Origin of the sequence: Saccharothrix espanaensis DSM 44229 (assembly GCF_000328705.1) — a bacterium.
Taxonomy (GTDB): Bacteria; Actinomycetota; Actinomycetes; order Mycobacteriales; family Pseudonocardiaceae; genus Actinosynnema; species Actinosynnema espanaense.
In genome coordinates, this window is sequence record NC_019673.1 from 2,273,075 (window position 1) to 2,299,151 (window position 26,077).

A 26,077-nucleotide genomic window follows, 5' to 3' on the forward strand; every position below is an offset into this window, starting at 1 on the left:
CGCCTATCTGTCCCGAGGTGTACGGACCGGGCATCGGCGGCTTTGCTGGCAGAGCAACCCTGACAGTCCAACTTGCGTAAACGTGAGGTGCGGGACGCGGGTTACTGTATCGATCATGAAGACCTGCGCTGGCGGGCTGGTGGGCGCGACCACCCGAGAAGACACCTTCGAAACGAGCGGCGCGAGATCGGCAGCCGGACGTTGACGCTGGGCAACAAGGGAAGCCCCGCGCGCGCTAACGAGTACGGTGACACCCGCCAGCCGGACCCGCTGTCCATCCGGCAGCCGGAGTGGGCGGCAGGGCCGCTGCGTTGGCCAGGGAAATCGCACTGGGGAACAGGTGGCGCGGCGGTTGCAGCGGTGAGGGCTCGACCACCTGCCCGGTGTTCTGCTGGCGATCGCGCTGGTTGTGGCCATACATCGGCGAGTTGCGGTGCGACGGCGATCGGACGTCCGCTCCAGGCACTACTAACGATCGTTCCGCTGGCTGCGCGGCACGGCCGGAGTCGGAGGCTTGGTCATGCGTGTTCAGGGGGCGGACGAGAAGGAGGGCAAGGAAGGAGATCTCGTTGTACCGTAACGAACATGATCTGCCTCGAACTGCGCTCAACGGACCTGTATTGGAGTCTGGATTGAACGTTTCCGCAGGTCAAGGCTTGATCGAGGCGATTCTAAGGGAGGAGCCTGCAACATATCGGTTGGTCAAGTAGTCGCGCCTTCGAGCTCGGCTGAAGGCGACTCGCGGTGTGCTGTATGACTCTATCGCTCTGCTCGAATGTTGGCATTCGAGGTGCTTCTTGGAGTCAGTCGAGGGGTACGGCGTGGCGTCGCGCAGCCAGCGGTACTGGTAGTCCCGTTTGCGGATGCCGCCCGGTTCCTTGGTGGGAAGGCGGTGGCGGCCATGATCGTGCCGGTGTCGTGGTGGGCCGGGCCCGTGAGGGTCAGGGCCGAGCGCAACATCAGCTCGGGCTCGACGGTGGGCAGCTTGAGTGTGGCGGTCCAGTTCGACCGGTGTGCGCGGGCGCGCCGCTCGGGCCCGCCGGGAGTGGGCTCGGACAGGTTGGTGGCGCCGCAGTGTAATTCCAGCAGGATCACCACGCCCTCGCGTGGCCGAACGACCGCGGTGGCGGTCTCCTGCCGGCTGTCGAAAGTGGTTTGCCAGTTCATGCCGGGCGAGCGCAGCACCATCGGCTCTGACGCGCCCACGACGCAGGCCTTCGCGCTCGCACGGCAACCGCGCCAGTTCTCTCGTGGTCAGCCAGAACGCTGCCTGACCAAGCGACCTGCAACGATGACTTTTCGAGCGGCACACCCTTGAGGAGGGCGTGGACCTCGTCGTGCCGGCCGCATGACCGCCAGCCCGGTGTTGGTGCGCACGCCGGGCATCGCGGCAGGTGAGCTCCTCAGCCAGGTATTGGTAGGGGCCGGGCCGCCTGTTCGAGGTGGAAGCCGGTGTCAGCGACGCGCCGGTGTTCCAAGATCCCGGATGAAGTCGAACTCGGAGAAATACCCTGGCGGTGGCGGCGACCGGCCGCAAGGGCGTGGTCACCGCCACCGGGCGGTGCTCAGTCGAGTGGCCAGATCCTCACGAGCCAGTGCTCGACGTCGCTGAAGAACAACTCGTGCTCCTCGTGCGAGAGCCGTGCCGCTTCGTCACGGCCGGTGCAGCTCACGCGGACTCCGGCTCGACCGGTGAACGCCGCAGGGATCTCCACGGAAAAGCCGGTGTCGATCGCCAGCAGGACCACGGCAGGCGCTGCCAGGTCGACGGCGCCGGTCACGGTCTCCGACCCGGAGGGGTGCTCGGGCGGTTCGCCATCCCAGAACTCGACCCGCACGTTCGCGGTGTGGTCGTCGGCGGCGCTGAAGAAGCCGACACCGCCACCGATCACGGATGCCACGGGGTGCTCGACGGCGAGCGGATCGCCACCCGCTCCGGTGATCAGGGAGAACGCCCCGTATGTCACGGGCACCGGGGTTTCCCGGGATGAGAGCAGGTTCGGCACTTCCCACCTCCGCCTTCGCCTGGACTACGTCATCCGACGATATCGACGTAGAACGTGTCGCGTTCGAGGATGTGGTCCGCGGCGTACCAGATGCCCAGCGCTCGGCCCGCGGCGCGGTTCTGGGTCCGGTCCAGCGGCATCGACGAGAACGAGACCGCGGTGTTGCCACCGTTCCACAGATTGTAGGCCGCCCCCTCGTAAGTCGACGCGAACGGGTACTCGTCGCAGTCGAGCGTGCCGCCCCGTGAGTAGTTCAAGCCCCAGAACCGGATGCAGTTCGCAACTGCCAGCAGCCTGTTCGCCTCGTACCTGTCCTCACGCCCGACGCCCAGATCCGGCACGAGCCTCGCCAGCTTGCGCCCGGATGCCTTGGCACCCGGGATGATCCTGCCGACCCCGCCGGGCCTGGTGTTCTCCGGTGTCCTCTGCGCCAGGTCGATGTGTTCCGCGACCACCTTCACCGGCGATCCTGACGCCTTGGAGTAGGTCAGCACGGCGTCGACGTCGGTGAAGATGCACGCGCCGTTGTCACGGCGCTGCGTCTCGACGTTGTAGGTGTACGTCGAGGTGTCGCAGCGCAGGGCGTCGTCGGGCAGTTCCACCTCCGGCGGCAGGTAGTCGGGGGCGAAGTTCGTGATCGTCAACGAGGTGTTGTAGTAGGTCTTGTTGTCCGGCTCGTTCGGGAACGCGCTGTTGCCCGAGATGGTCAGGTCGAAGCTGGTCTCGAACCCCGCACGCAGTTCGCCGAGCGTCTTGGTGACGCCGCCGCTCTGCGAGTTCTGGCAGGTGGAGCCGTCGAGCGCGACGCAGTCCACGCGCAGTCGGATCAACGTGCTGTCCGGCGCGGGTTCCGGACCGGACTTTTGACCGGTGTCGGTGCGGATGGTGAACCTGGCCTTGCGAACCGGTGCGCTCGTGTCACCGGGAGGAACGGCGTTGGCGTCGCCCACCCCGATCACGACGATCCGGAACGAGTTGATCGACGGGCTGCACAGGATCGGGCAGGACGCCGGCTTGACCAGGTTGTCGTATCCCGCGTAGCAGGTCGAGTAGTGGTTCTTGTGCCACCAGACCGGATCGCCCGACGGGAACTGGTGGTCGTCGCACTCGTCGAGGGTGACGGGGTCGACCGCGATCTGCGCGGAAGCATCCGGTGCCACGATGTCCGTAATGTCCCTCGTGAAGTCCTGCTGCTTGTCGGTCTGCTCCCAGGACATGCGTTCGTGCAGCGTTGCGGGCGGGGGGTTGGTCTGGGTCACCTGGTCGACGGGAACCCTGACGATGTCGCCGGAAGGCGTGACGCGGTCGGTGACCAGGCCGGCCGGTGTGTCCGATGTGGTCGTTTGAGCGGTTGAGGTGCCCGTCGCCAGCAGGCTGGCGGCGAAGGCCGCCAGTACCGCGATGGCGGCGGAACGAGATCTGCGCACGGAAATGAGCCCCCTCTTCCTCCGAGTGGAACGAGGGGTCGGCGCAAGCGGATGGCGAGAGTGTTCGCCCCGATCCCCCCCGATCGTGGTGAAGAACGTCGCGCCGAACCGGATCCCCCTCCGGCTGTCACGAGGCAACGCTTCCGCACGGCACTCTGCCGGCGTGCGACCGGAACACCGGGAGAGGCGTCCGCGCGTCACCCGTTCGCCGGTGCGCCATTCGAGTGTTCACCACCAACGAAAGGGGTTTCGCTGCTGTCGACCGGTGGACCGGTCTCGCTGGCGGGACAGCTTGTCCAGGTGTCGACCGCGATGCTCACCAGGTCGTCATCGCCTGACCCCGCCCGCGGAGCGGGTCAACACGGCGAGGGGTCTGTCCAGTTGCTGGCTCTGACACACTTTCGGCGGTGACGGTGAGTAGCCGGTTGCGGCAGTGACCTTGCGCCGGACGCCGGACGGCACGGCCGCAACCCGGATGCGGACCGCGACCACCGCCCTCCGTCACGCTGTGCCTGCCGAGAATCTCGTCCGTGCAGGTCAGGCAGCATGGTGGTGCTCGTTGACAGTACTGTCCGACCGCTGTCGTCGCCGGAGGCGCTGTCGAACCGGTCGGACAGCGAGTGCGGGAACAGCATGATGTCCGACGCACGACGGGCATGGCCGTGTCGCTGAAGTGCTTACAGAGGTTGAATGAGCGATGGCGGATGTCGTGATCATGCTGTCGTCGTGAGGGCCAGTCCGGTTTGGGCGAGGCAGCCGTCGAGCACGTCGGGCCGGTACTGGATCTTCTTGAGTTTCCGTTTCACCACCCGTACCAGGTGGTCGAGGTCGGCCGCGGCGAAGTCGGTCAGCGACCGCTTGAGCAGTGACCACACGCCTTCGGTCGGGTTCAACTCCGGCGCGTAGGACGGCAGGTGCACCACGCGCAGCCAGTCCCGGTTCGCGTCGATGAACTCGACGAGCCCGTGTGTTTTGTGGACAGTCAAGTTGTCCCAGATCCACACCATCGGAGAGCGGAGTTGGTTGTGGGTGGCCACGATCAGGTCCCGGTAGTCGGCCCAGGTGAAGCCGCGCCGCTCGCCCTTGCGTCCATGCCACAGGCGCAGCCGGTCGAGCAGACGCGGCCGGTCACCGGGCTTGAAGCACCGCACCCCGGCGATGGACACCCAGCCCGCGCGGCGGCCGCGCACGGTGAACACCGGGGTCTGATCGTGTGGCGCCCAGCTGCGCCCTTTCGGTGGTCTCAGCCCCTGGCCCGCTTCGTTCTCGAAGCAGATGACGGCGCCCAGGTCCGCCGCGAGTCTTTTGCCCAGGGCCACACCTCCTCGTGCCACACCCCGACCGCTCCGTCGTTACGCTCCAACGCCCGATGCGCGGGGACCTGCAGTACTGCCCGCAGGTTGTGATCGTTGAGGATGAGCAGTCAATCGCTGACTTCGCACCTGGCCGTGCCGACGAACCGCTCGGCTTACGGATACCGCAGATAGATTTCGCGACCTGGATCCTCTACCGGAGATTGCTCCGTCGGGCGAGGCGGTGAACGAGCCTATGAGGTGTCACTGTCGGCTTTGCAGGTCTGACCTGGGGCTGTACCGCCGCACTCTCGACTGACGATCAAACGGCATCGACGCTGCAGCTATTGCGGCTACGGCTGAGTTGCTCCCGGAGGCAACCTTGGTCACTTTATTCGCGCTCAAGTGGCGCAGGCTGCCGGACTGTTCAGCCGTTTTCCAGCAGTCCATGATCTCTTGTGGTCCCCATACGAGGTCGACGTCGTTGGTGTCGATGTCCGTGCCGGACAGGGCCACGACGGCCAGTCCGGAGCGGCCTGCCTCGTAGCCTGGGACGTGGTTGGCGGAGTAGCGGAGTGTTTGGAGGTCGTGGCGGTCGAAGGTGCTGTCGATCCATTTGATCGACCCGGCGAAGTCGATGCGGCCGGCGACGGGGGAGCGGTCGGCTCCGACGAGGTCGATCTCGGGGTTGTGCTGTCGGTCCCACCAGCCGCCTACCGCGGCGGTGTCGGGCCAGGGCAGTTCGCTGGCTTGTCCGGCGAGTTCCAGTGCGTCGCGGATGAGTGGTTCGACGGCGCGTCCGCGCCAGCTGGTCCATTGGCGTTGCAGGACGCGTGCGCCGATGTGGGGGCGTCCGCGGCGGGCTTGTTCCTGGACGGCGCGTCCGATGGGCAGGTAGAAGCGCAGGTTGCTGTCGGCGATCCGGTAGAACGCCGGTTTGCCGGGCTTGGTGGAGAGCGGGTGGTCCACTGCCAGGACCCGTTTCTCCTCGGCCAGTCGTCGCAGCAGCGGCGACAGCGTTCCGGAGGGGATCTGTCCCTGGTTGCTTCCTGCGGTGGCGGCGATGTTGGCGTGGGTGCGGTTGTCCCCGCCGATCGATTCCACGACGCGGTGGGCCTGGTCGGGTGAGGGGAACTTGGCCAGCAGGGAGGACTCGGGCACGCCGAACAGGGGCGCGGCCGGGTCGTCGCATTCCCTGCGCAGAAAGTCGGCCGGTGGCATGGCGTGGGGCCAGCTGCGGATGATGCCGGGCAGCCCGCCGGTCACGAGGTGGGCGTCGATGGCGTCCGCCGCGTCCAGGCCGAGGGCGTGTCCGGTCTCGGCGGGGTTGAGCGGTCCGAGCACGAGGTTGTCCGCACGTCCATAGAAGGGGCGGTCGTAGGCGGTGAGGCGTTCCATCATGTGCAGGTCGCTGCCCAGCAGCACCAGCAACACCGGGCGCCGTGACCACAACCGGTCCCACGCGGTCTGCAACGCGCCGTCGAAGACCGAGTCCTGTTCCGTCAACCACGGCAACTCGTCGAGCACCACGACCGACAGGGTGTCCGGCAGCGTCGCGCCCAGGACGCGGAACGCGTCGGGCCATCCGCCGGTGACCCCGGTGGGCGGACCGACCTGTCCGGCGGCCAGGGACGAGTCGGCGAGTTCGGCGAGGAAGGCGGTGGTCGACTCGACCGAGGATGCGCCCTTGGTGGCGGCGAAGTAGAAGTAGGGGACGTCGGCCCGGTCGCAGAACTCCTGGACCAGCCGGGACTTGCCCACCTGTCGCCGTCCGCGGATGGCGATCGCGGCCCCTTCCCGCGAGGTGATCACCCGGTCGAGGCGCTTGCGCAAGAGGTGCAGCTCGGCCTGCCTGGCCACGAAACATCAGTGTAGATGCGATCTACATAGATTGCATCTACACGCTTTGAGGAAGCGGTGGGCCCGATCCTGCGTCGCCCTCGCTTCTCGTGGAGTGCCGACTGTCCCCGGGGATCAAGAGTCAACGCCGTGGTCTGGCTCTGCGTGCCGAACGGGTATGGCCCAAGCTTCGCTGGTCAAGTCGCCTGCACCGTGTGGGCGGCGGGGTAAGTACTTCATTGCTGACAAGCATTTCGGCCACTCGATTTGTGCACAGGCGTTCGACGTCCGTAGTGGTCGACATGGGCCCGTCATGGGAGGAAGCTGGGAGGAAATTGGGAGAAGTCAAGGTGGGACAACAGGAACGAGCTGCGCTCAGGTGCATCCAACTGCACCGCCGTGACCTGCCGCCGCGACGTTTTCGCAGTTCAGGTCATGATCCGGTCCACCCTGTGGGATCCGGACCTTCGGGCGTTTCGGCGTTGTGCGGTGACTTCTGACGCCCGTACGCTGGTTTCCGCCCGTCCCGACCGATCATGTGTGGAGCTTCCGTGCCGGTGAACGACCTGCTCAAGGCCAAGATCGAACACGGGTTCTCGCACTTGGACGTGGACGGGGACGGGTTGCTCACCGAGCAGGACCACGTCCTGATGGGCCGCCGGACCGCCGAAGCCCTCGGGCACGCCGCCGGCTCACCGCAGGAGCAGCGCATCATCGACGCCTACCTGCGGATCTGGCGCGACCTGCACCTGCCGCACATCCCCGATGGCGGCACCGCGATCTCGCGCGAGCAGTTCCTCGTCTCGACCGGTTCGCTCGCCGACGACCCGCAGGCCGCGCGCGCCGGCCTCGGCGCGCTGGCCGAGGCGTTCCTGGACATCGCCGACACCGACGCCGACGGCCGCGTGGGCCCGGCCGAGTTCCTGGTGTTCCAGCGCGGTCACTTCCCCGGCCTGACCGAGGACGAGGCCACCGAGGCGTTCGGACACCTCGATTCCGACGGCGACGGCCATCTCACCGCCGAGGAGTTCACCCGGGTGTGCGTGGAGTTCTGGTCCAGCACCGACCCGGACGCCCCGGGCAACTGGTGGACCGGCCGCCGCTTCGCGTAATCCCACGAGCCGGAGTGCAGGCCGGCGGCGAGGATGGTGGCAGTCCGCTCGCTGTGCTCCCGTATGGTTCCGGGTGAACGGCACCAGGGCTGGTCGACGGCAGGCAGGTGTTATCGGGCCTCCCAGCCGAATCCGCTTCCCTCAACGCCGCAGGCGACCGGATCCGTCGAAGCGGCGCCCACCGTCGCCCGCGAACTTGGCGGCGTTTTCGTTGGTCTCGGCGTCGAGCACCTGGTAGTCGGGGTGGGCGAGCTGCAGCTTTCCGTTGAACATGCCGACCTTGCCGGCGAACATCGCCTCGCGGCCGGGCAGCGGCTCGCGCTCGACGGTGCGCGACCCGTGCCCAATGAACACCAGGTGCGAGGTTCGCGACCCGCACCGATCCCGGGGTGAGGCTTCCAGTCGCGCAGAGCGCGGACGGGCGGGTCCCCGCGTAGCCGCGGCGAAGGTGGCCATCATCAGCTCGACCGCGTCGGTGGACAGGGCGCGTCGGCGCGATCACGGCGTCGCTGGTGATCTGCGGCAAAGACCATGTTCTGCGTCGACGCCTTCGACCCGCCCTTGTCCTCGATCACGACCACCCCATGCCGCGGGCTATCCCGGCGGTGCGGTCGGGAGGGGTGTCCGCGACCACGATGATTTGGTCAATCGGGTAGCTCCGCGCGCGGCAGGACCGGATGGTGCCCGCGAGCGATGCTTCTTCGTCGCGCGCCGGAATCACCATGGACGCACCGCTCGGGAATCGTGACCACTCTTCTTTCAGGGAATGGGCCGAGGTCGTTCTCCGGTCGTTTCCGCCGAGGGCCTTCGGAGGTGTTCGCCGCGAGTTCATTCGAGGTCGATCCCAATCCGAGTCGGACCAAGGCCGACACTGTCAGCAGTACCGCGCCGAGGCCGGTGCCGGCCGGCATGGACATAACCCTCCCCGTGTCGCGTCCCACTACACAGCACCGTTGTCCGACGTGCAGGGCCGGGATGCCCCGATCAGGTGCAGGGTGATGTCGACTGCGGTATCGCTGACGGTGAAGGGGCGACGGCGTACCGCTGCGGCTGTCCACCCTGAGGTTGGCCGGATTCACCGGCTTGGCAGACGGCGGCGATGGTATCGACCGGCGCCCGACCGGCGTGCGGGAACGGCTGTCGATGACCTGCTCGGGTGATCTGCCGCCATCGCGCCGAGGGCAGCGGAAATGCACACTTTCGGGTTGACAGGCCGTCCTCGTCTTTCCAAGCCGAGACCGGAATTGTGATCCTCGATCGGAGGTCCGTAGTCGCGAGGCGACCCGAAGAGCAGGGACGAGGAGCCGCTACACCATGCCCACCACCACGCCGTTCTCGCCGTCCGGCATCGAAACCACGACGAACCCGGACTCGCCGGCGAGCCAGCAGGGCTACTGGGGCGATCACCCGTCCTACCAGGAGAAGCACAACCAGCAGGGGGTCCTGGAACGCGTCTGACCGGCCGCCTCACCCGCCAGGCCCGATCACCCCCGACCCGACGGCGAGCACCCGCCGGAATCGCCGACCGCGCCACATCGACACCGATCGTGGCGGGGACCGCGCTCCAAGACGGCCCGACGGCACGATCAGGAGATCCTCATGCCCAGCACGACCCCGCTCGTCCCGGCGAGCATCGACATCGCCACGAACCCCGACTCGCCCGCCAGTCACCGCGAGCGGGTCGAGGTCCAGCTGCCCGGGAGCGGGGTGATCCCCAAGATCGACGTCTACTTCCTGGCCGACAACACCGGCAGCATGGGCGGCATCATCAGCGCGGTCAGCGCCCAGGTCGAAGACATCGTCAACCGGTTGGTGACCGCCGCGAGCGGGGTGGGGGCGGACGTCCACTTCGGCGTCGGCAACTACCTGGACATGGAGGACCCCCAGCCCAACCGCTTCCGCAACCAGGTGCCCCTGGGGCCGACCCCGGGCACGGTCGCGGCCGGCATCCGGGCCTGGACCGCCGCGGGCGGCGGCAGCACCGTCGCCGAGGGCCAGTTCTACGCCCTGGACCAACTCGCGCAGCCACCGGGCGGGTCCATCGGCTGGCGCGCCGACGCCAAGCGGATCGTCGTCTGGATCGGCGACGCACCCGCCCACGACCCGATCTGCCAGGCCGTGTCCGGTCTGACCTACGACGTCACCGAACTGTCGGTCACGGCCAAGCTCCAGGCGCAGGGCATCTTCGTGCTGGCCATCAGCACCGCGTCGGGAGGCGCGAACACCGGGCTCAACGCCGACCCGGTGCCCGTGTCCGGCGGCACCGTCTACCAGAGCCTGTGCGGCGTCCTCGGCGGCATGGCCGGGCAGGGCTCGCGGATCGCCGCGGCGACCGGCGGCGAGTACCGGGACGGCATCACGCCCGCCACGGTGGTGCAGACGATCATCGACCTCGGCACCGCCGGCATCACGACCCTGGGCAACGTCGGCCTCGTCCCCGACCGGGCCATCGCCCCGTTCGTGCGCGTCCACCCCGCCGGTGGCTTCGGCCCCTTCACCGGCGCCTACCCGGCCACGCTGGACTTCGAGCTGGAGTTCCCCGCCGCGACCGGGTCCCCGGGCACCCCGGTGACCCGGGAAATGGCGACGCAGGGCGAGGTCGACGTGATCGTCGACGGCGTGAAGACCGGCTCAACCACGGTGAAGATCGTCGTGCCGGACCTGACCGGCAAGTACAAGATCCAGAGCACCCTCAGCGACCTGTACCTGCAACTCGACGACCCGAACTGGACCGGCGACGGTGCGAACGTCGACCAGAACGACTACACCGGCCTGGAGGCCCAGCACTGGGAACTGGTCCCGGTCGCCGGCGGCGGCTACCGCATCAAGAACTGCGACCCCGCCCGCGACCGCTACCTGGAAGTGGTCGGCATGTCCTACGCCGACGGCACCGAGATCCTCACCCGGGACGATCCCAGCGGCCCGCACAAGGAGTGGCTGTTCATCCCGGCCGGAGCCTCCGGCACCACCGGCGCGGTGTTCCGCATCCAGAACCTGCACACCGGCAAGGTCCTCGACATCCAGGGCGGCAGCACGCAGCGCGACGCCCCGGTGTTCCAGTACTTCTACTGGGGCGACTACCCCTCCTACCGGGAGAACCACAACCAGCACTGGCGGCTGGAGCGCATCTGAGGTGACACCACCGCACGACACCCCGCTCAGGCTGGTCAACACCGCCAACGGCGAAGCCCTCTCAGCGCCGACGGGCGGCACGTCCGCCTGCGGCGAGGGGACTGCGGACGGCTGTTTCGGGTACGGCTGGTCGAAGCCGTACGTGGCACCTGCCGGGCGGTGATCGGCCGACAACGTCGCGCGGCGATGGTCCCGAGTTGCCTGACACCCCGACTGGGCAAGTCAGCCTTGAGCAGCGTCACGAACCCGGTCGCACCGACGAGGCTCACGACCGACCCGGGCCGGGCCGCCACGGCAATGGGGTTGCGGACAGCGCTCGAACCTTCAAGCACCCTGAGATTTGCGGCGATCTGCCCCATCCGCCTGTTGTCGACCGCCGCGACGGGGCGCATCCCAGGTAGTTGCACCTCGAACGGCGCCCGGATCAGCAGCGTCCCGGTTGCACTCAGGCAGCGCGCATGGGCGGATGCGAAAGCCATCGCGTCCACCGTCGAGGAGTCGACCATCCTGAAGTGAATCCCGGTGTCTTCGGTGATGTCGTGGTCGGTCCAACCGGCTACGGGTGGCCGATGCCATGGCCCCATCATGGTGAAGCTCGACGTGCCGGTGGGCCGGATGGTCAAGGCGGTCCAGCTGCACGGCCGTCGCGATCACGTGCTTCCCAGTGTGCGGTTCTGGCGCCCCGCAGGGGTTTCTCCGCGCCAACTCGGCACCGGGAGCCGGATCGAGCGGGCGGTTCGAGGACGGCCGCGGTGCTTTTGCCGGGACGGTGATGTGGTGCCGTAGCGCCAGAACCTCCACTTCCTAGTCCCGCTCACGCATGGGCAGCAGGCACAAAGCCGTAGGGCGCTGTGGATCCCGACCCCGCCCGACAGTCGGATCTCCAACTCCGCGTTCTCCCCTTGACGGCACCCTGGCCGGCGTGCGGCACCCGCTGTGCCGGAGCGGTCCGAAGCTCGGGCGATCCAAGACCACCCGTTCGGGCGAGTCCTTGTCCCGGTCTTGTCCGGCCGGTTGTCCCCGGTTCTGTTCCGGGGTGCCCCGCATCCTCTTCTCAGCCGGCCACTCGCCGGCCACCGCAGGAGAGGAGGGACCGGGGGTGAACCCATCTCGATTCCACGTCCCACTGCCGGACGAGTCGCAGCCGCCGCGCCCATGCTTGCCTTTCCCCGCTCTGCGCCCCGCGACCGGCCGGGAGGGGGTGAATACATGATCATCACTTTCATCGCGGTCACGGTGGACCGGATCCCGTGTGACTCGAAGACGACGGACGAGTCCTAACATGATGTGACAGGAGAAGTGTGATGCACCGCCCACGTATCAAGTACGAGCACCTGCCCGTCCGCCACGGCGAAGACCTGGTGCAGATCGGTGGTTCCCTGCCGGGAGTCGCCGCCATGATCCCGGACCCGGACGGCTCGGTGTGGACGTTGCTCACCCTTCTCGACGGGACGCGCATGGTGGACCAGGTGGTCGCCGACCTGGTCCACCGCCATCCCGACAAAGCGCCCCACACGGTCTACACCGCGGTCGACGCGCTGGCCGCTGCCGGCTATCTGGAGGACGCCGACGAGCCGTCGCCGGAGGTGCTCTCCGAGGTCCAGCGGGAGCGGTTCGCGCGTGGCCGGGCATTGTGGCGGTGGATGGACACCGCTCCGCGCACCACCGGGTGGCACGCTCAGTTGGCGCTGCGGCAGGCGCGGGTCACGGTCGTCGGCGTCGGCGGGGTCGGCAGCACCGCGGCCCTCGCGCTTGTCCAGTCCGGGGTGGGGCGGGTGCACCTGGTCGAACCGGACGTGGTGGAGCTGTCCAACCTCAACCGGCAGATCCTCTACACCGAGAACGACCTCGGCCGCGCCAAGGTCGACGTCGCGGTCGACGTGCTGCGCCGGCACAACGGCGAGGTCGAGGTCACCGGCGAGCAGACCACCGTCGACGGCGTGTGGACGCTGCGGCGGTTGGCCACGGGGTGCGATGTGCTGCTGATGGCCGCCGACACGCCACACGAGATCCGCTCGTGGACCAACCGGGCGTGCCTGGACACCGGCACCACCTGGGTCCACGGCGGCTATCACGGGCCCAGGGCGGGAGTCGGGCTGTTCGTGCCCGGCAACGGGCCTTGCTACGACTGCGCGCGCACCGCCGCCGCACGCGAACAACTCGCAGCACCGCCGTCGACCCCGTGGCCGGAGATGAGCGGGACGACGGGGACGCACGCGGCCAACGCCGTGTCGGCCGGGATCGCGGGACACCTGGCCGGTCACGCTGTGATGAGCCTGATCACCGGGATTCCCCGGCTGCGGGCGAACCGCCAGATCGGGTACAACCTCATCACGTTGCAGCACAGCACCTTCTACGAATCGTCGGAACCGGAGCCGGACTGCCCCGCCTGCGCACGATCCGACGCCTGACCGGACCCGTCGGCGCGGGCCGAGGCCAGGTCCTCCGCACGCCGCTGGACCAGTTCGGCGCGCGGGTCGTCCAGGTCCGTCAGGATCGCGGCGGTCCGCCGCAGGTTGTGCACAGCCCGGTCGTCCCGGCCGGTGGCGGACAGCGAGACGGCCATCGCCTCCAGCGCCGCGGCCAGATGCGATTCCGCGCCGCTGTGCCGCGCGTAGACGTCCACGACCTTCTCCCACAACGCGATCGCGGTGTCGTGCTCACCCAGCCCCTGCCGCGCGAGCGCCAAGTCGTCCTCGGCATAGGCGGTGATCAACGGATCACCAGTGCGGCTGCGCAGCTCCCACGCCCGTTGCGCGTAGTCCAACGCCTCGTCGAACCGCCCCCGCGCCACGTTCACCAGGCACAGGTTTCCCAACGCGATGGCCTCGGCCGCGGTGTTGCCCTCCTGCCTCGTCGCCTCCCACATCGCCAGGTAGTACTCGACCGCCTCGTCGTAACGCTCCTGTGCCTCGCGCAGGCTCGCCAACCCGGCCAACGCCCGCCGGCGCAGGACCCGATCGCCGGACCGGGCCGCCGCCTCCACCACGTTCTGGAAGTCGGCCTCGGCCGCCGCTTGGTCACCCGAACTCCGGTGACTGTGCCCACGCAGAACCCGCAGGAACGCCTCGGCCGCCCAGTCCTCCGACACCCGAGCCGCCTCGATCCCGCGCGACTTCGCCTCCAGTTCCTCCCGCCACCACGCCCGCGGTCCCGACCCCAGGTGACGCGACGACAACGCCAACGCGATCACCACCGCGTACATGCCGTGATCCACGGCCATGCGCTGTGCCGCCGACAACACCGCCCGCTCCGACCGCAACCACCCCAACGCGTCCTCCCGGTCCCACTTCGGCGCCGGCACGACGGGGAGATCCACCGCCAGCCGGGCCGACACCGGGTACACGAGACGATCTGCCAGGTCCGCCACCGCGGCATACCACCCCAGCAAGCGCGCCACCGCCTCCTCCCGCGCTTCACGTGTTTCGTCCAGTTCTGCGCGGTGGGCGGCATACTCGTGCAACAGGTCGTGCATCCGATACCGATGACGGGCCACCTGCTCGACCAGGTGCTGCTCCGCCAACTCGTCCAGGACGCGCATCGCGGAACGAAGGTCCAGCGCGGCCAGGGCGGCGACGGCATGCGTCCCGAACTCCGGCACCGGGTGCAACCCCGCCAACCGGAACACCCGCGCGTGCAACGGGTCGAGCAGGGTGTAGGACCACTCGAACACCGGCCGCACGCCACCCAACCCCCGCCATGACCCGTCCACCCCGATCGAGCCCTGCTGTTCCTCCCGGATCTCCTCCACCACATCGGCCACCGAAAGGAACGGACGTGACGCCAACCGCGTCGCCGCCACCCGCACCGCCAACGGCAACCGCGCGCACACCCCCACCAGTTCCCCCACCGCGTCGGGCTCCGCGGCGGTCCGGGCCCCACCCACTACCCGCTCCACCAGACGCACGGCGTCCCGGGCGTCGAACACGTCCACCGTGACCCGCCGGGCCGCCTCCAGCACAACCAACTCCGACAGCGCGCCCCGACTGGTCACCAACGCCAGCGATCCCGCCGCACCGGGCAACAACGGACGCACCTGTTCAGCGGACCCGGCGTTGTCCAGCACCACCAACACCGGCCGGGCGGTCACCAGCGACCGGAACAACGCGCCCTGCGCCTGCACGCCCTCGGGCACCCGCCGCTCCGCGATACCAAGCGCGGTGAGGAACTCCGTCAGCACGACCAGTGGGGCCAACGGGGCGCTCGGGCCGTAGCCGCGCAGGTTCACGAACAACGTGCCACCCGGGAAACGATCCTGGACGCGGTGCGCCCACCACACCGCCAACGTCGACTTTCCCGCCCCGGCCGAACCATTCAGCGTCACTACCACCGCCCCGCCGGCGGTATTCCACTCCAATTCGTCCAATAGAGCGTCGAGAGCGGCGACATGGGCGCCACGCCCGCAAAAATCGTGCACCGCGGCCGGTAGCTGACGCGGCACCACCACGGTTTCCTGGGTAGGCGGCAGCACCACCTGATCAATTCGGCCCGCCTGTACCAACACCCCTTGGACCGTGCCGTCCATGTCGTTGCTGACACCACCGTCGACCATGGGTATATAGTCTGGCCGCAACGCCGACAGGAAAGTCCGCTCAGGCCGCTGCGTCACTCTGTTGAATCGTGCACACCCCTCTAACGGTGGACGGTCCGGTCTGCCGGTTACTCGTTTGCTGATTGAGTGAACGATAAAGTGGGACTACCTCACGCAACCCCCGGCGGAACCTCCGGGCATAGTTGATCGAAATCCTGACTGTTCGAAACCTGGAATCGACCCGGCCGAGCCGTGGCATGACCAGCTCGGCCGGAGATCGACACTGGCGCTGGTCGTCGATCACGGGATCAGCGGCAGAGCCGCTCGTCGAACAGCCCCAGACCCGGGCGGTGGCCTGGTCGTCAGAAGAAGGCCGTGCCGGCGAGGACCAGCAAGCCGACGGCGGTGAGGGCGGACAGGAGCAGGAGGACGCGGGCCACAGCGCGGCCGCGGTCGGTCGATGACGTCATGGGGTGGTTCCTGTCAGCAACCAGTGGACAGGGGCGGCCGGGTCGTCGTGGGAGGTCGGCGAGGTGGTGAGGTAAGTGACCACGAAGTAGTGGACGTGGGGGAAGTGGTGTTCTGCGGAGTGGACGATGTCGGCATGGCCGTGGGCGATGAGCCACGCGCGGACTGCGGCGGGGCGGTCTGGTGGGCGAGTGGCGTAGGGATGGGTGGGGCCGGAGAGGGTGTCGCCCTTGGTGATGACGACGGCGATGCGGCGGGGCGTGGCGGTGTGGTGCTCGCTGAGGGTCTCGGTGAGCAGGTCGAGGACGGTCTTGGGGTCGGTGCCGGACGTGCGTGAGGCGCCGAGGACGTCGGGGTCGGCGCGGGCGCGGACGGCGGGAAGCGCGAGCGGGTCGATGACGAGGACCACGCCGTCGCTGAGGGCGAGGAAGACGGAGTCGGCGATGCGGTCGGCGTCCTGGACTATCTCCCCTGCCGCGTCGTACAGGTGCAGGAGCCGGTTGCGCACCTGCAGGGTGTACGAGACCGGTCGGCTCACCGGCGTGCGCGGCGGGAACAGGCCGTCGGCGAGGAGAGCGCCGGTTTCGGCCAGCCTGCTATCGGTGAACGGGTCCGCGGGGACGGCGTCGTGACCGGACCTCATGCAGGCGACCGCGGTGTGCAGGAACACCGACTTCCCGGCGCCGGTTCCGCCGACCACCGGGACGTGACGCGTGGGCATCAGCTGGGTCGGGGAGGGGAGGGAGGCGCCGCAGCCGCCGCACCGAGGGGAGAGGCCGCGTTTGCCGGTGAGCAGCAGTGTGGGCAGGCCCTGGCCGCAGCGGCAGGTGCGGAGGAACACGCCCTGCGCGCCCGGAACGAGCGCGTGGTGCTCGCGTCCGCAGGGGCAGACGAACACCGGGCGGGTGAGTCGGGTGTGGCAGCGGGGGCACTCCGTCGTGATCTGCCTCAGCGCCAGCGAGAACACCTCGAACAGCCACAACGTGCCGGAGAGGAGTCGGAAACCCGCTACCGCGGCGGTGAGCAACACCAACTGCACCAACCAGGTGCCGGCCAGCAGGGCAAGCGCGAGGACGTAGCCGAGGGCGAACCCGGCGCGCGTGCTGAACGTGAGGATGCCCACCGCGGGCAAGCGGGTGATGAGCTCGGACTCCCGGATCGGGCGTACCCGGTGCGGCCCGTTTCCCGCGAAGCTCTCGTCGAACTGGGTCAATCCGCGCTGATGCAGCGCCACCAAGCAGGCCACACCGAGGCGCCGGTGGTCGCGCAGGGCGGGACCGGACAGGTACCGCCGGTCGGCGGGATCGGGCAACGCGTCCAGCGCCAGGTGCTCGGTGTCCGCCTGGGCGGCGAGGCAGTCGAGCGCTTCCCGGATGATGGCGACCAGCGCCAAGGTCAGGCTGAGCGCGACCGCGGCGGCGAGGACCGGCCCGGCGACCAGGAGCGCGAGCACGGCCTGCAACAGGGAGAGGAAGAGTTGGACGATCATGTGGTCGTCCTCTCCACGCCCCGGAAGACCGGTATCGCGCCGAAGCCGGCGAGCAGCCACAGCAGCGGATCCTCTACCCGGTAGGCCATCGGTTCCCGCCTGCCGCCCACGCGGTCACCGAGCGCGGTCGTGGCGAAGTAGCGGTGGCGGTGGAAGGCGGTGCGGACACCTCGGAGGAGGTCCGTCCTGTTCCAGTGGCCGAGCCAGGCGGTGGTCTCGTGGTGGACATCCACGCCGTCGGACACCGCGTAGCCGCCCGTCCGGGGCACGGGTCGCAGCAGTGGCGACCCGGGGTCGACCATGTCCCACACAGTGTCCAATTTGGTCAGTACGACGGCCAGGGGAAGGCGGATCCGGCTGTGGGGACGCAAGTCACGCGCGGTGCGCACAGCTTCGGCGAGTCGGGCGATCCCCGCGTCGCCGGGCACAGCGCCGGGTTCGACGGCCAGGACGAGGCCATCGGCGTGCGCCAGGTTCGCCGCAGTTCCGTCGGTGCTGTCGTAGAACGCGATCACCACGGGCCGTGCCCGCGGCCGGACGCGCAGGCTGACCAGCAGCGGCTCGGTCCCGATGTCGCGGTACAGGACGGTTTCGGCGACCAGCACACGATCTCGCTCGTGCCGGAGCCTGCTTCTTTCGCCGAGCACGTCGAGCGACATGCCGGGGAAGCGGTCGTCCAAGTGTCCTTTCGCGACCCGCCGGATGACCGACGCCAACCAGGTGCTCTTACCGGACCCCGCCGTCCCCACTACGGCGACCACCCAGGGGCAACCCTCGATGTACTCGCGCGGCACGGGCTGCCCACACGCCGGGCAGACCCGGCGGGCTTTCGGAGCACGCCCGTGCGGGCACTTGCCCCTGCGTGCGGCGGAGACCGGGAAGTGGGTCGCGGTCTCGCCGCAACTCGAAGCGCACTGCCTCAGATACGCCTTCCCCGGCGTCCGGCTGTGGCAGTAGGGGCAGGCCGGGGCACGCCTGGTCGGGACGCTCCAGGTCGGTGCTGGCACAGCGGTCTCCTCTCAGGTCACGGCACGACCAGGAGGTGGGGGGCGGGGTGGGCGAGCGCGACGGTCTCGTCCAGGGAAAACGCGCGGAGGAAGACCGGCCGCCGCAGTTGGCGCGGCACTCGGAGCCGGACGGGCTCGGGCGGGCCGAGGGCCGGCAGCCGCAGGACCTCGACGCCGTCCTCGGGGGCCAGCGGACGCGACCCGGACTTGGCGACCACCGCGATGTCGGGGGTGGGCTCTGGACCGTGCACGGCCACCAGGAGTTCGCCCCGGCGCCACCAGGCCGCGCGCCGGACGCTGTAGCGCACCTCGCGCAGCCGGGTCGAGGACACCGTCACCATCGGCCCGAACCGGCCGCAGTCCACGACCGACACCCCGAACCAGTGCTCGCCGGGCAGGGTCGCGGTGATCCGCGCGCCGCGGCCCTCGTACGCGGACCTGCTGATCTCGACCACGGTGGCCTGCGGGTCCAGCGGCCCGGTGGGCGGCCCGTCCACCCGCCAGACCACCCGCACGTCGGTGGCCCACATCGGCCACTGCCACGACAGCACCACCTGCGGACCGAATCGCCTGGCGTGCAGGCCGATGACCGGTTCCAGTGGCGGCGTCACCCGCGTCGCCGGGCCGATGGCGGCGAGCGGGCCGGACACCGCGACCGGCACGAGCACCCGCTGCCCTGCCAGGTCCGCCAGCGGGACCGATGCGCGGCCCGTGTCGCTCACCGCGACCACCCGGCCCGTGACCGCCGCGTCGGCGGCACGGAGAACCTGCGGGGCGGGCGCGACCCCGTCGTGGGGGACGCGGATCACCAGCGGAGTGCCGCTCTGCCTGCTCCAGGTCAACTCCACGGTGTCACCCGAGAGGCTGGCCCGAAGGTCGTCGACCTGGCGCGGGTTTCCCGGACACTCGCCGCAGACCACCAAGCCCGCGCTGTCCTCGGGCTTCCCGGCCTGGCCGGGATAGCGGGCGCGCACGAGGTAGCGGTACTGCACACCGGGCACCACAGCGGTGTCGTCGAATCCGGCCCCGTCGGGCGTGGCGACCTCCGCGATCTCGCCCGTGGGCGCGATCCTGGTCACCGACGCCCCGACAGCTCTGGAGGGCAACCGCCAGCGGCCGTGTACCGACCGCAACGTCGACTCGACCGCCAGGTCCAGCACTTCGGGTGCCGGCACGACCTCCTCGCTGTGCGCCATCCCGCCGGGGACGCCGTTCCGCAGGGTCTGCACCGCGTACGACGTCGGCACACCGGCGGGCGGCACGTCCGACAGCGCCAGGGCGTCGGTGTCGTCGGCGATCACCGTCCCGCCCCGGCTTACCCGGTAGGTCAACAGGCCCGCGGTCGATGTCGACTCCTTCCACGTGATGACGATGGCGTCGTGGTGCGCACGCGCGGACACCTCGGCGGGTGCCCTGGCCGGACAGCGGCGCAGGCCCGACTTGATCGCGGGGTCCGTCAGCTCCCGATCCGCTGCGAGGTAGCGGGCAGCCGCGTCCTCCGGCGCGGTGTCCTCCAGTTCACGGGCGGCTGCGAGGTCGGCGGCCACCCGGTCCACCGTCGCGGCCAGCGCGTCCCGGACGCGTTCCCAGTCGCCGGTCAGCCGCCTGCTCGACAGCACGACCAGCGCGGCGTGCAGCCTGCCGTCGGCGACGGCCTGCCTGTAGTCGGACTCCCAATCCGATCGGTGGACGCGTCGGCACCAGAGGGCGTAGGCGAGCGTCTCGGGGTCGCGCGGGAGGCCGCTCGCGACGCACCGCTGCGGGTCGGCCGCCGCGAGGAAACTGACCTCCTGGTAGCCCACCAGCACGGCCACCGACAGCTCGGTGAGGAACTCGTGGCGCAGCAGCGAACTCAGTCCGTCGGGCTCGTCCAGCGCTTGTTCGACGATCTTGAGCACCGTCAGCTCGGCCTCGACACCGGCTCCTCGCCGGGTCCGCAGCTGCGCGCGCCTGTCCCGGAGCACGTCCGCGTGGACGTCCGAGCCGCCGGAGGACAGTCTTCTGGTCAGGTACTCCCACAGGCCGGCGACCCCGAGGTCGGCCAGCGCGGTGGTGATCCGGCGCGACCGGGGCGTGTCCGGCGTGATGTCGAGGCTCGCGGGCTCGCGCACGACCGCCCGGTGCTGATCGAGCGCGGCCACGACGTCCGGCCGGCTCCAGCGGCCCGCGGACTGCCGGACGAGGGCCGTGACGGCGGCGGCGGGCATACCCGGCGCGGACCGCAGGAATTGGTCGACCACCTTGGCGAGGGTGGTGCGCTCCGCCGCCACGGCGGCCCGGTGCACCGAACGCTCGCCGGGATCGCTCAACACCCGCACGGCCACCGGGTGCCCGCGCCGCAACCGGTCCACGGCCTGGGTGTGCTCACGCAGTTCGGGAACGCCCCACAGCGCCAGAACGGAGGTCAGTGCCGAGTCGACCTCGTCGGCGGTGCAGTCGGAGGGCAGGCGGTACACCCGGAACAGGTTCCGGTGGGGCGACCACCCCGTCTCGACCGGCGTGATGACGTCGTCGAGGTAGGCGCGGACGTCGGCGTCGCGGAGTCCGGGAAGGTCCGTCTCGGCCATGTCACCGCCGCAGGCCAGGCAGGGGAGCGAGGACGTCGCTGTCGCGGCCGCGGACCTGGGTCTCGATCCGCAACCGAGCGCCGTTGGCCGCGTGGGCGTCGATCCGCAGCACCCCGTCGGCGCCGAGGGAGAAGTCGAGCTCGACCGGGTCGCCGCGTCTGCTGTCGCGCGGAAGTCCTTCCATGGTGCGCTCGTCGAGCCGGATGTGGTCTGCCTCGTCGTCGGACAGGACATCCGTCGTGGACTCGTACACGGCGACCCGCATCGTGGTCTGCCCGTCGCGCACGGTGCACAAGGGGTGCCGTCCGCTGGTGGGCAGCGGGGTGTTCGGGGTGATGATCCAGTGCACCGCGCTGCCGAGGGAAGGGCGACCGGTGTCGCGCGTGATCAGCACCCCGTAGCCCTTGGACGTCACGTCCACCACCTTCCGGGACTCGCCCGCGGCGACCTGGGCAGCGCCCTTGGCCACCACCAGTTCCGCGTCGGCCGCGAGCCGCGGCGCGGGCAGGTGCGGGAACGTCTCGTCGAGCCTCCGCGCCACGGCGGGCGTCCGTGACATCCCGCCGACCAGGAGGACGTCGTCGATCGTCGGCACCCCGGCGGCGCGGGCCTGCGCGATGAGGTCGCCGGTGAAGTCGAGGGTGCGGTCGAGCAGGTCGGACGTCGCCTTTTCGTAGTCGTTGCGGGAGATGACCATGCGGTGCACGTGGCCCTGCGCGGTCCGCATGGTCAACATCTGCTCGGTGGAGGTCGACAGCGCGACCTTCACCGCCTGGGCCTGCCCGAGCAGACCGGCCATCAGGCGCGGAGACGTCCGAGGGTCCTCCTCGTCGGGGAAGTCGCCCATCCGGTCGAGGACGAGGTCGACGAGCACCCGGTCCCAGTCGGCGCCGCCGAGACGGGCGTCCCCGCCGGTCGCCACGACACGGACCTCGTCGGGGAACATGAGCACGACGGTGACGTCGAAGGTGCCGCCGCCGAGGTCGTAGACGAGGACCGCCCGACCGGCCGGGGTGCCGCGCAGGCCGCTGGCCAGTGCCGCCGCGGTCGGCTCGTTGACCAGGTCGAGCACGTCCAGCCCCGCGATCCGGCCCGCCTCGCGGGTGCGTGCCCGCTCCGCCGTGCCGAAGTAGGCCGGAACCGTGACGACGGCACTGGCCAGCGGACCGGCGGCGGGCACCGCGGTGCCGAGCGCCTCGAGCGCGTCCTCGACGGCCTGCCGCAGGATGAGGGCCGAGATCTGCTCCGGTCGCAGGTGCCCGCCGGGGACCGCGACGGTGTAGTCACCGCCGATCTCCCGCTTGATCTCGGTGATCACCCGCCCCGGCTCGTACGCGCGCTGGTCGAGCGCGAGGTCACCCACCACCGCCGTGCCGTCCGCGCCGAGGTACACCGCCGACGGGGTGGTCGCGCCGCCCTCCCGGTTGGCCAGCACCCTGGCCTCCCCGCTGCCGTCGACCACGCAGACGCACGTGGCGGTCGTGCCGAGATCGATCCCCAGGCGGGGACGGTTATCGCTCGTCGCCATGCTCCTGCTCCTTCCGGTCGTAGGCCTCGGTGAGCCGCGCCGGCTGCGGCTGCACGTCCTCGGTGTCCAGCACCCACCCGGGAACCTGCCCGCCGCGGTGGGCGACGCCACGGACCCGTCTGGGGAGGTCGAGGACCCCGGGGTCGCTCGACGCGACGAGGACCTGCGGAACCTGGCGGCTCGCGTCGATCCTGGCCATCCGCTCCGCGGCGACCTGGTCACGGCCCAGGATGCGGACGTCCTCCTCGAGCTCCGCCGACCGCTCCAGCTTCGCCTGCTTGATGCTCTCCCTCTTCAGGTCCGTCTCCACCGCCGCGTTGGTCAACTGCTGGCCGAGTTGCCTGCTCTGCTGCCGCAGCTTCGCGATGTGCCGGAACTCCTCGTTCATCTCGTCGGACTGGAACTTGATCGCGCCGATGGTGGTCAGCCGGGGCGAGACGTTCTGCTCCCGCAGCGCTTGTTCGACCAGGGTCTTCAGCTCGGCGCGGACCTGGTTCTGGTCGCTGATGAACTCCTCGACGAGGTGGCTGTTGGACACCTCGTTGAAGTAGCCCTTGACGACCACGCCGAGCAGGCGGGTGACCAGCCGCTGTACCGCGGCCGACTTGCGCACACCCGCGGTGCCGTGCTCCTCGTCGTCCTCACCGAACCGCTTGACCAGGTGCGGCGCGGTCTCCGGCGGGATGACGAAGGTCTGGGTCAGCTCGACCGAGACGTGGAACCCGTCCAGGGTCACCTCGATCAGGTCCAGCTCGGAGTCGTAGCGGTCGGCACTGACTTCCTTGCGGCCCCAGGAGAGGATCAGTTCCCGTGAGGGAATCCGCACCACACGGGCGAAGAACGGGTTGATCGCGTAGGTGGAGCCGCCCGGGAGCACCTCCGACTGCGGACCGAACTGCCCGCCGTTGGCCAGGAAGATCCAGGGGAACTGGAAGCTCTCGTGGCCCTCGATCCTCGGTGCGGGCTCGGCGGCGTCGACCGGGTGCAGCCCTTCGGTGACGATGACGACACCGGTCTCCTCGCTCTCCACCGACACCAGTCGCAGATCCTCCGGCTCCAGGTAGTGGTGGGACAGCGGGACCGTCTCCAGGTCTATCTGGTTCTGGGTGAGGACGTTGAACATGTCGGTGTTGATGTCGTAGTAGCTCCCGCCGGGGAGGAGCGCCTGCTGCGGGCCTTGCTGTCCGCCGTCCTCCAGGAACTTCACCCCGTTCTGGAAGTAGTTGCATTCGACGTGCCGGGCGAGGGTGTGGCCGTACGGCATGATTTCGCCCACCTTGGCCACCACCACGCCGATGGTCCGCAGCGGGACGTAGGTGCGTTTGGCTATCCGCACCTCGAAGACGGTGGGGTGGATGGCGTACTGGCCGCCGCTGCCCAGGATCTCGATCTGCGGCCCCTGCTGCCCACCTTGGTCGAGGAACTTCTCGAAGTCCTGGAAGTGGTCGCACGGGACATGCCGGGCGATGGGTTGCCCGTGCTCGAGCGAGCCACCCATCTTGGCGTGCACGATCCCGATCGAGCCCACCGGAATGCTGATCATGTCGTGGATTCGCACCTCGTAGAGCCGGTGCAGGCGGAAGTAGACGCGACCGCCGGTCAGCAGCTTGCTCTGCCGGTTCACCGCCTCGGCGAGCGAGCCGGCGAACCGGAACGAGCTGTACTTGCGTGTCACGATGGCGAACCGACCCAACGGAACGTCCACGATGGACCGCCTGATGTATTGCACAAACAGCACGAGGAAGCCCAACCCGGCCAGGATGGCCAGCCCCGGCAGCACGTACCCTGTGACGTCATCCATCGCGCCACTCTTCACTGATCCGGTCGTGCACCGCGGTGACCGTCATGCTCCAGTTGTCGTACCAGCCGTATGACGGCTCCGGCGAGCGAAGCGTCGGGAAGAACCCTGGAACGTCGGCGCGGTCGGACACCCATGTCTCGTAGTCGTCCGCTATGGAGCCCTGATCACTCCACCCAAAGGTGCGGGCCAGGGAGAACATCCTGTTCCGGGTGTTCTCCGGCAGCAGCGCCCGCTGAGCGCGAAAACCGTGCCTGCCACCGGTTTCCTCCTGCCACACCCGGGCGAGTTCGCGCAGGAACGCCGTACCGACGTGGTTGACGTGGGACCGGGTCATCCAGCCCTCGTCCGACCGCCCGGCCGCCGCCAGCAGCATGTCGGTGGTCAGCCGGTCGGCCGTGACGGGATCGCCCGCCCGCAACGCGGTACGGACCGTCGTGACGAGCGCCGCCGTGCGGTCCACCGGGCTGGTGGCGTCGTGCCTGCGCTGCTCTGTGCGCACCAGGGCACGCAACTGCGCGAGGTGGTCAGGACCAGGCAGTGCGTTGGCGCGCGCGTCGAGGAAGGAGTCCGGCTGCCGCGGACCGTCGATGACGATCCGCCGGACGGGGATGTTGAGCAGATCCGCGGCGAGTCGCATGTCGAAGGCCTCCGGAGGGGGCCGGTCGGTGACCAGGATCAGCAGCACGCCCGCGCCGTTGAGAGTGTCCGGAACGGCGGAGATCCGTACGGCTAAACCGTTCTCCACCAACAGCTTTCGCAGCCGGCCCCGGTATCCGCCGTGGGACGCGCCGCAGACCACCACGGACGCGGCCACCGATTCCAGTTCGGCGGCCACCTCCTCGGCGTCCGGCCGGTCCCGTTCCCGCTTCGACAGCGCCAACCCCACCATCTCGCGCACCTCGCCCGGCACCGCGCGCAGGTCGGGATCCGCGCCGAGGATGGCCGGGATCACCTCGCCCGCCGCGCCGTCGCCGAACGGCCCTCGCCCGGTCGCGGCGTAGAAGACCACACAACCCCAGGCGAAGACGTCGGACTTCACCGATGCGATGCCGCCTCCCCGGACCAGTTCCGGCGCCTGGTAGGGCAGGGTTCCCATCACCTTTCCGGTGCTCGTCAGGCGACCGATGTCGGCGACGGTGGTCGCGATGCCGAAATCGATCAGCACGGCGCGGGCCGCGCCGACCATCACGTTGGAGGGCTTGAGATCGCGGTGGACCAGCCCCTCACGATGGATGTCACGCAGCGCCCGCGCGGTGTCGCGGGCGAGCGAGACGACGCGTTCGGCCGGCAGCCCCCTTCCCGGTACGGCCAGCCGGTCGAGCGCCTGCCCCCGGACCACCTCCGTGGCCACGTAGAGCGGGTCGCCCACCACCTGCGAGTCGACCACAGTGGCGGTGTACTCCGAGCGCACCGCCCGCGCCGCCGCGATCTCCTGGGTGAACCGCTTGCGGTACACGGGATCCGCTGCGTGCGAGGAGTGGATGACCTTCACGGCCACCTGTTCTCCGGACGACTCCGCCAGGTACACCGTCCCCATCCCGCCTGATCCCAGCCTGCCCAGAACCCGGTAAGGTCCTAGCCGTCTTGGATCACCGGGCCTCAGTCCCCCCACCTGTCCAATGACCATCCGTCACCTTTCCGGTACACGAACGCCCCCGATGCCTGCCACGCGCGGGCCCCACTCGCCCTCCGTGCGTCGCGAATACGATGCTAGCCCGCCTTACAAGAAGACCGCTTGGTTGTCACGCTTTTGCCCTACGGCAGTCGGCTATTTGTGTTCGCTGCCGAGGGATCCTCAAGATCACTTGTCCAGTAAGGGTCCTTGACCTGGAATCAACTGCCTTTGCCGTAAATCTGCGGATTTAGCACCCGCAACGG

General features: G+C 69.4%; 17 protein-coding genes and 1 pseudogene. 4 read left to right on the forward strand and 14 right to left on the reverse strand.

Translation table 11 applies throughout. From position 1 onward, the window contains the following. Positions 1-759 precede the first annotated feature (759 nt). The 5 genes and pseudogenes from BN6_RS45510 to BN6_RS10560 all read right to left on the reverse strand — a co-directional run bounded on the left by BN6_RS45510 (position 760) and on the right by BN6_RS10560 (position 6,585). The gene (locus BN6_RS45510; RefSeq protein WP_148302818.1) at positions 760-1,206 is read right to left on the reverse strand and encodes a trehalase-like domain-containing protein; all 447 of its coding nucleotides are present in this window, start codon (positions 1,204-1,206) and stop codon (positions 760-762) included. 359 nt (positions 1,207-1,565) lie between these two features. Next, a complete protein-coding gene (locus tag BN6_RS10545; RefSeq protein WP_015099594.1) occupies positions 1,566-2,006 on the reverse strand; it encodes a hypothetical protein in 441 nt (146 codons plus the stop codon). A 29-nt stretch (positions 2,007-2,035) separates the two neighbouring features. Further along, positions 2,036-3,433 (reverse strand): NucA/NucB deoxyribonuclease domain-containing protein, encoded by a 1,398-nt coding sequence (locus BN6_RS10550; RefSeq protein WP_015099595.1) that lies wholly within the window; start codon positions 3,431-3,433, stop codon positions 2,036-2,038. A 713-nt stretch (positions 3,434-4,146) separates the two neighbouring features. After that, positions 4,147-4,820: pseudogene (locus tag BN6_RS10555) on the reverse strand (transposase); the annotation flags it as partial. A 169-nt stretch (positions 4,821-4,989) separates the two neighbouring features. Further along, positions 4,990-6,585, reverse strand: a complete 1,596-nt coding sequence (locus tag BN6_RS10560; RefSeq protein ID WP_015099597.1) for an ATP-binding protein — start codon at positions 6,583-6,585, stop codon at positions 4,990-4,992. Positions 6,586-7,115: 530 nt separating this feature from the next. Between BN6_RS10560 and BN6_RS10565 the strand changes: the two genes are divergently transcribed. Continuing rightward, complete coding sequence (locus BN6_RS10565) at positions 7,116-7,676, forward strand: EF-hand domain-containing protein (protein WP_015099598.1); 561 nt, start codon at positions 7,116-7,118, stop codon at positions 7,674-7,676. A 141-nt stretch (positions 7,677-7,817) separates the two neighbouring features. Here the strand turns inward: BN6_RS10565 and BN6_RS10570 are convergent, their stop codons facing one another. After that, on the reverse strand, positions 7,818-8,030 hold the full coding sequence (locus BN6_RS10570) for an OB-fold nucleic acid binding domain-containing protein (protein ID WP_041312543.1): 213 nt from the start codon (positions 8,028-8,030) through the stop codon (positions 7,818-7,820). Between the two features lie 217 nt (positions 8,031-8,247). Then, on the reverse strand, positions 8,248-8,400 hold the full coding sequence (locus BN6_RS46570; RefSeq protein WP_158509368.1) for a glycosyltransferase: 153 nt from the start codon (positions 8,398-8,400) through the stop codon (positions 8,248-8,250). Between the two features lie 590 nt (positions 8,401-8,990). Between BN6_RS46570 and BN6_RS46575 the strand changes: the two genes are divergently transcribed. From BN6_RS46575 to BN6_RS10580, 3 genes are all read left to right on the forward strand, one after another. Beyond that, entirely contained in the window at positions 8,991-9,134 is a 144-nt protein-coding gene (locus BN6_RS46575) for a hypothetical protein (protein WP_158509369.1), read from the forward strand. A gap of 141 nt (positions 9,135-9,275) precedes the next feature. Further along, positions 9,276-10,808, forward strand: coding sequence for an RICIN domain-containing protein (locus BN6_RS10575; RefSeq protein WP_015099601.1), 1,533 nt, complete (start codon positions 9,276-9,278; stop codon positions 10,806-10,808). 1,304 nt (positions 10,809-12,112) lie between these two features. After that, complete coding sequence (locus BN6_RS10580) at positions 12,113-13,219, forward strand: HesA/MoeB/ThiF family protein (RefSeq protein ID WP_015099603.1); 1,107 nt, start codon at positions 12,113-12,115, stop codon at positions 13,217-13,219. Here the strand turns inward: BN6_RS10580 and BN6_RS10585 are convergent. The 7 genes from BN6_RS10585 to BN6_RS41765 all read right to left on the reverse strand — a co-directional run bounded on the left by BN6_RS10585 (position 13,162) and on the right by BN6_RS41765 (position 25,826). Further along, positions 13,162-15,417: an ATP-binding protein gene (locus tag BN6_RS10585; RefSeq protein WP_148302822.1), complete on the reverse strand. Its 2,256-nt coding sequence runs from the start codon at positions 15,415-15,417 to the stop codon at positions 13,162-13,164. The genes BN6_RS10580 and BN6_RS10585 overlap by 58 nt on opposite strands. A gap of 388 nt (positions 15,418-15,805) precedes the next feature. Continuing rightward, positions 15,806-17,296 carry a TRAFAC clade GTPase domain-containing protein gene (locus BN6_RS10590; RefSeq protein WP_041312545.1) on the reverse strand — a complete coding sequence of 497 codons (1,491 nt, stop codon included), beginning with the start codon at positions 17,294-17,296 and terminating at the stop codon, positions 15,806-15,808. After that, positions 17,293-18,057: a hypothetical protein gene (locus BN6_RS10595; protein ID WP_148302823.1), complete on the reverse strand. Its 765-nt coding sequence runs from the start codon at positions 18,055-18,057 to the stop codon at positions 17,293-17,295. The genes BN6_RS10590 and BN6_RS10595 overlap by 4 nt, the downstream gene beginning before the upstream one ends. Positions 18,058-18,320: 263 nt before the next feature. After that, positions 18,321-20,870 (reverse strand): hypothetical protein, encoded by a 2,550-nt coding sequence (locus tag BN6_RS10605; protein ID WP_015099609.1) that lies wholly within the window; start codon positions 20,868-20,870, stop codon positions 18,321-18,323. 1 nt (position 20,871) lies between these two features. Next, positions 20,872-22,398: an Hsp70 family protein gene (locus tag BN6_RS10610; protein WP_015099610.1), complete on the reverse strand. Its 1,527-nt coding sequence runs from the start codon at positions 22,396-22,398 to the stop codon at positions 20,872-20,874. Next, on the reverse strand, positions 22,382-24,199 hold the full coding sequence (locus BN6_RS41760; protein ID WP_015099611.1) for an SPFH domain-containing protein: 1,818 nt from the start codon (positions 24,197-24,199) through the stop codon (positions 22,382-22,384). Before BN6_RS41760 ends, BN6_RS10610 begins: the two co-directional genes overlap by 17 nt. Then, the gene (locus BN6_RS41765) at positions 24,192-25,826 is read right to left on the reverse strand and encodes a protein kinase domain-containing protein (RefSeq protein WP_015099612.1); all 1,635 of its coding nucleotides are present in this window, start codon (positions 25,824-25,826) and stop codon (positions 24,192-24,194) included. The genes BN6_RS41760 and BN6_RS41765 overlap by 8 nt, the downstream gene beginning before the upstream one ends. Positions 25,827-26,077: the final 251 nt, after the last annotated feature.

Coding starts and splice junctions, on each gene's coding strand:
- BN6_RS10610 (WP_015099610.1), bottom strand. CDS start 22,398: ATGGCGACGAGCGATAACCGTCCCCGCCTGGGGATCGATCTCGGCACG.
- BN6_RS41765 (WP_015099612.1), bottom strand. CDS start 25,826: ATGGTCATTGGACAGGTGGGGGGACTGAGGCCCGGTGATCCAAGACGG.
- BN6_RS46575 (WP_158509369.1), top strand. CDS start 8,991: ATGCCCACCACCACGCCGTTCTCGCCGTCCGGCATCGAAACCACGACG.
- BN6_RS10575 (WP_015099601.1), top strand. CDS start 9,276: ATGCCCAGCACGACCCCGCTCGTCCCGGCGAGCATCGACATCGCCACG.
- BN6_RS10580 (WP_015099603.1), top strand. CDS start 12,113: ATGCACCGCCCACGTATCAAGTACGAGCACCTGCCCGTCCGCCACGGC.
- BN6_RS41760 (WP_015099611.1), bottom strand. CDS start 24,199: ATGGATGACGTCACAGGGTACGTGCTGCCGGGGCTGGCCATCCTGGCC.
- BN6_RS46570 (WP_158509368.1), bottom strand. CDS start 8,400: ATGGTGATTCCGGCGCGCGACGAAGAAGCATCGCTCGCGGGCACCATC.
- BN6_RS10590 (WP_041312545.1), bottom strand. CDS start 17,296: ATGATCGTCCAACTCTTCCTCTCCCTGTTGCAGGCCGTGCTCGCGCTC.
- BN6_RS10605 (WP_015099609.1), bottom strand. CDS start 20,870: ATGGCCGAGACGGACCTTCCCGGACTCCGCGACGCCGACGTCCGCGCC.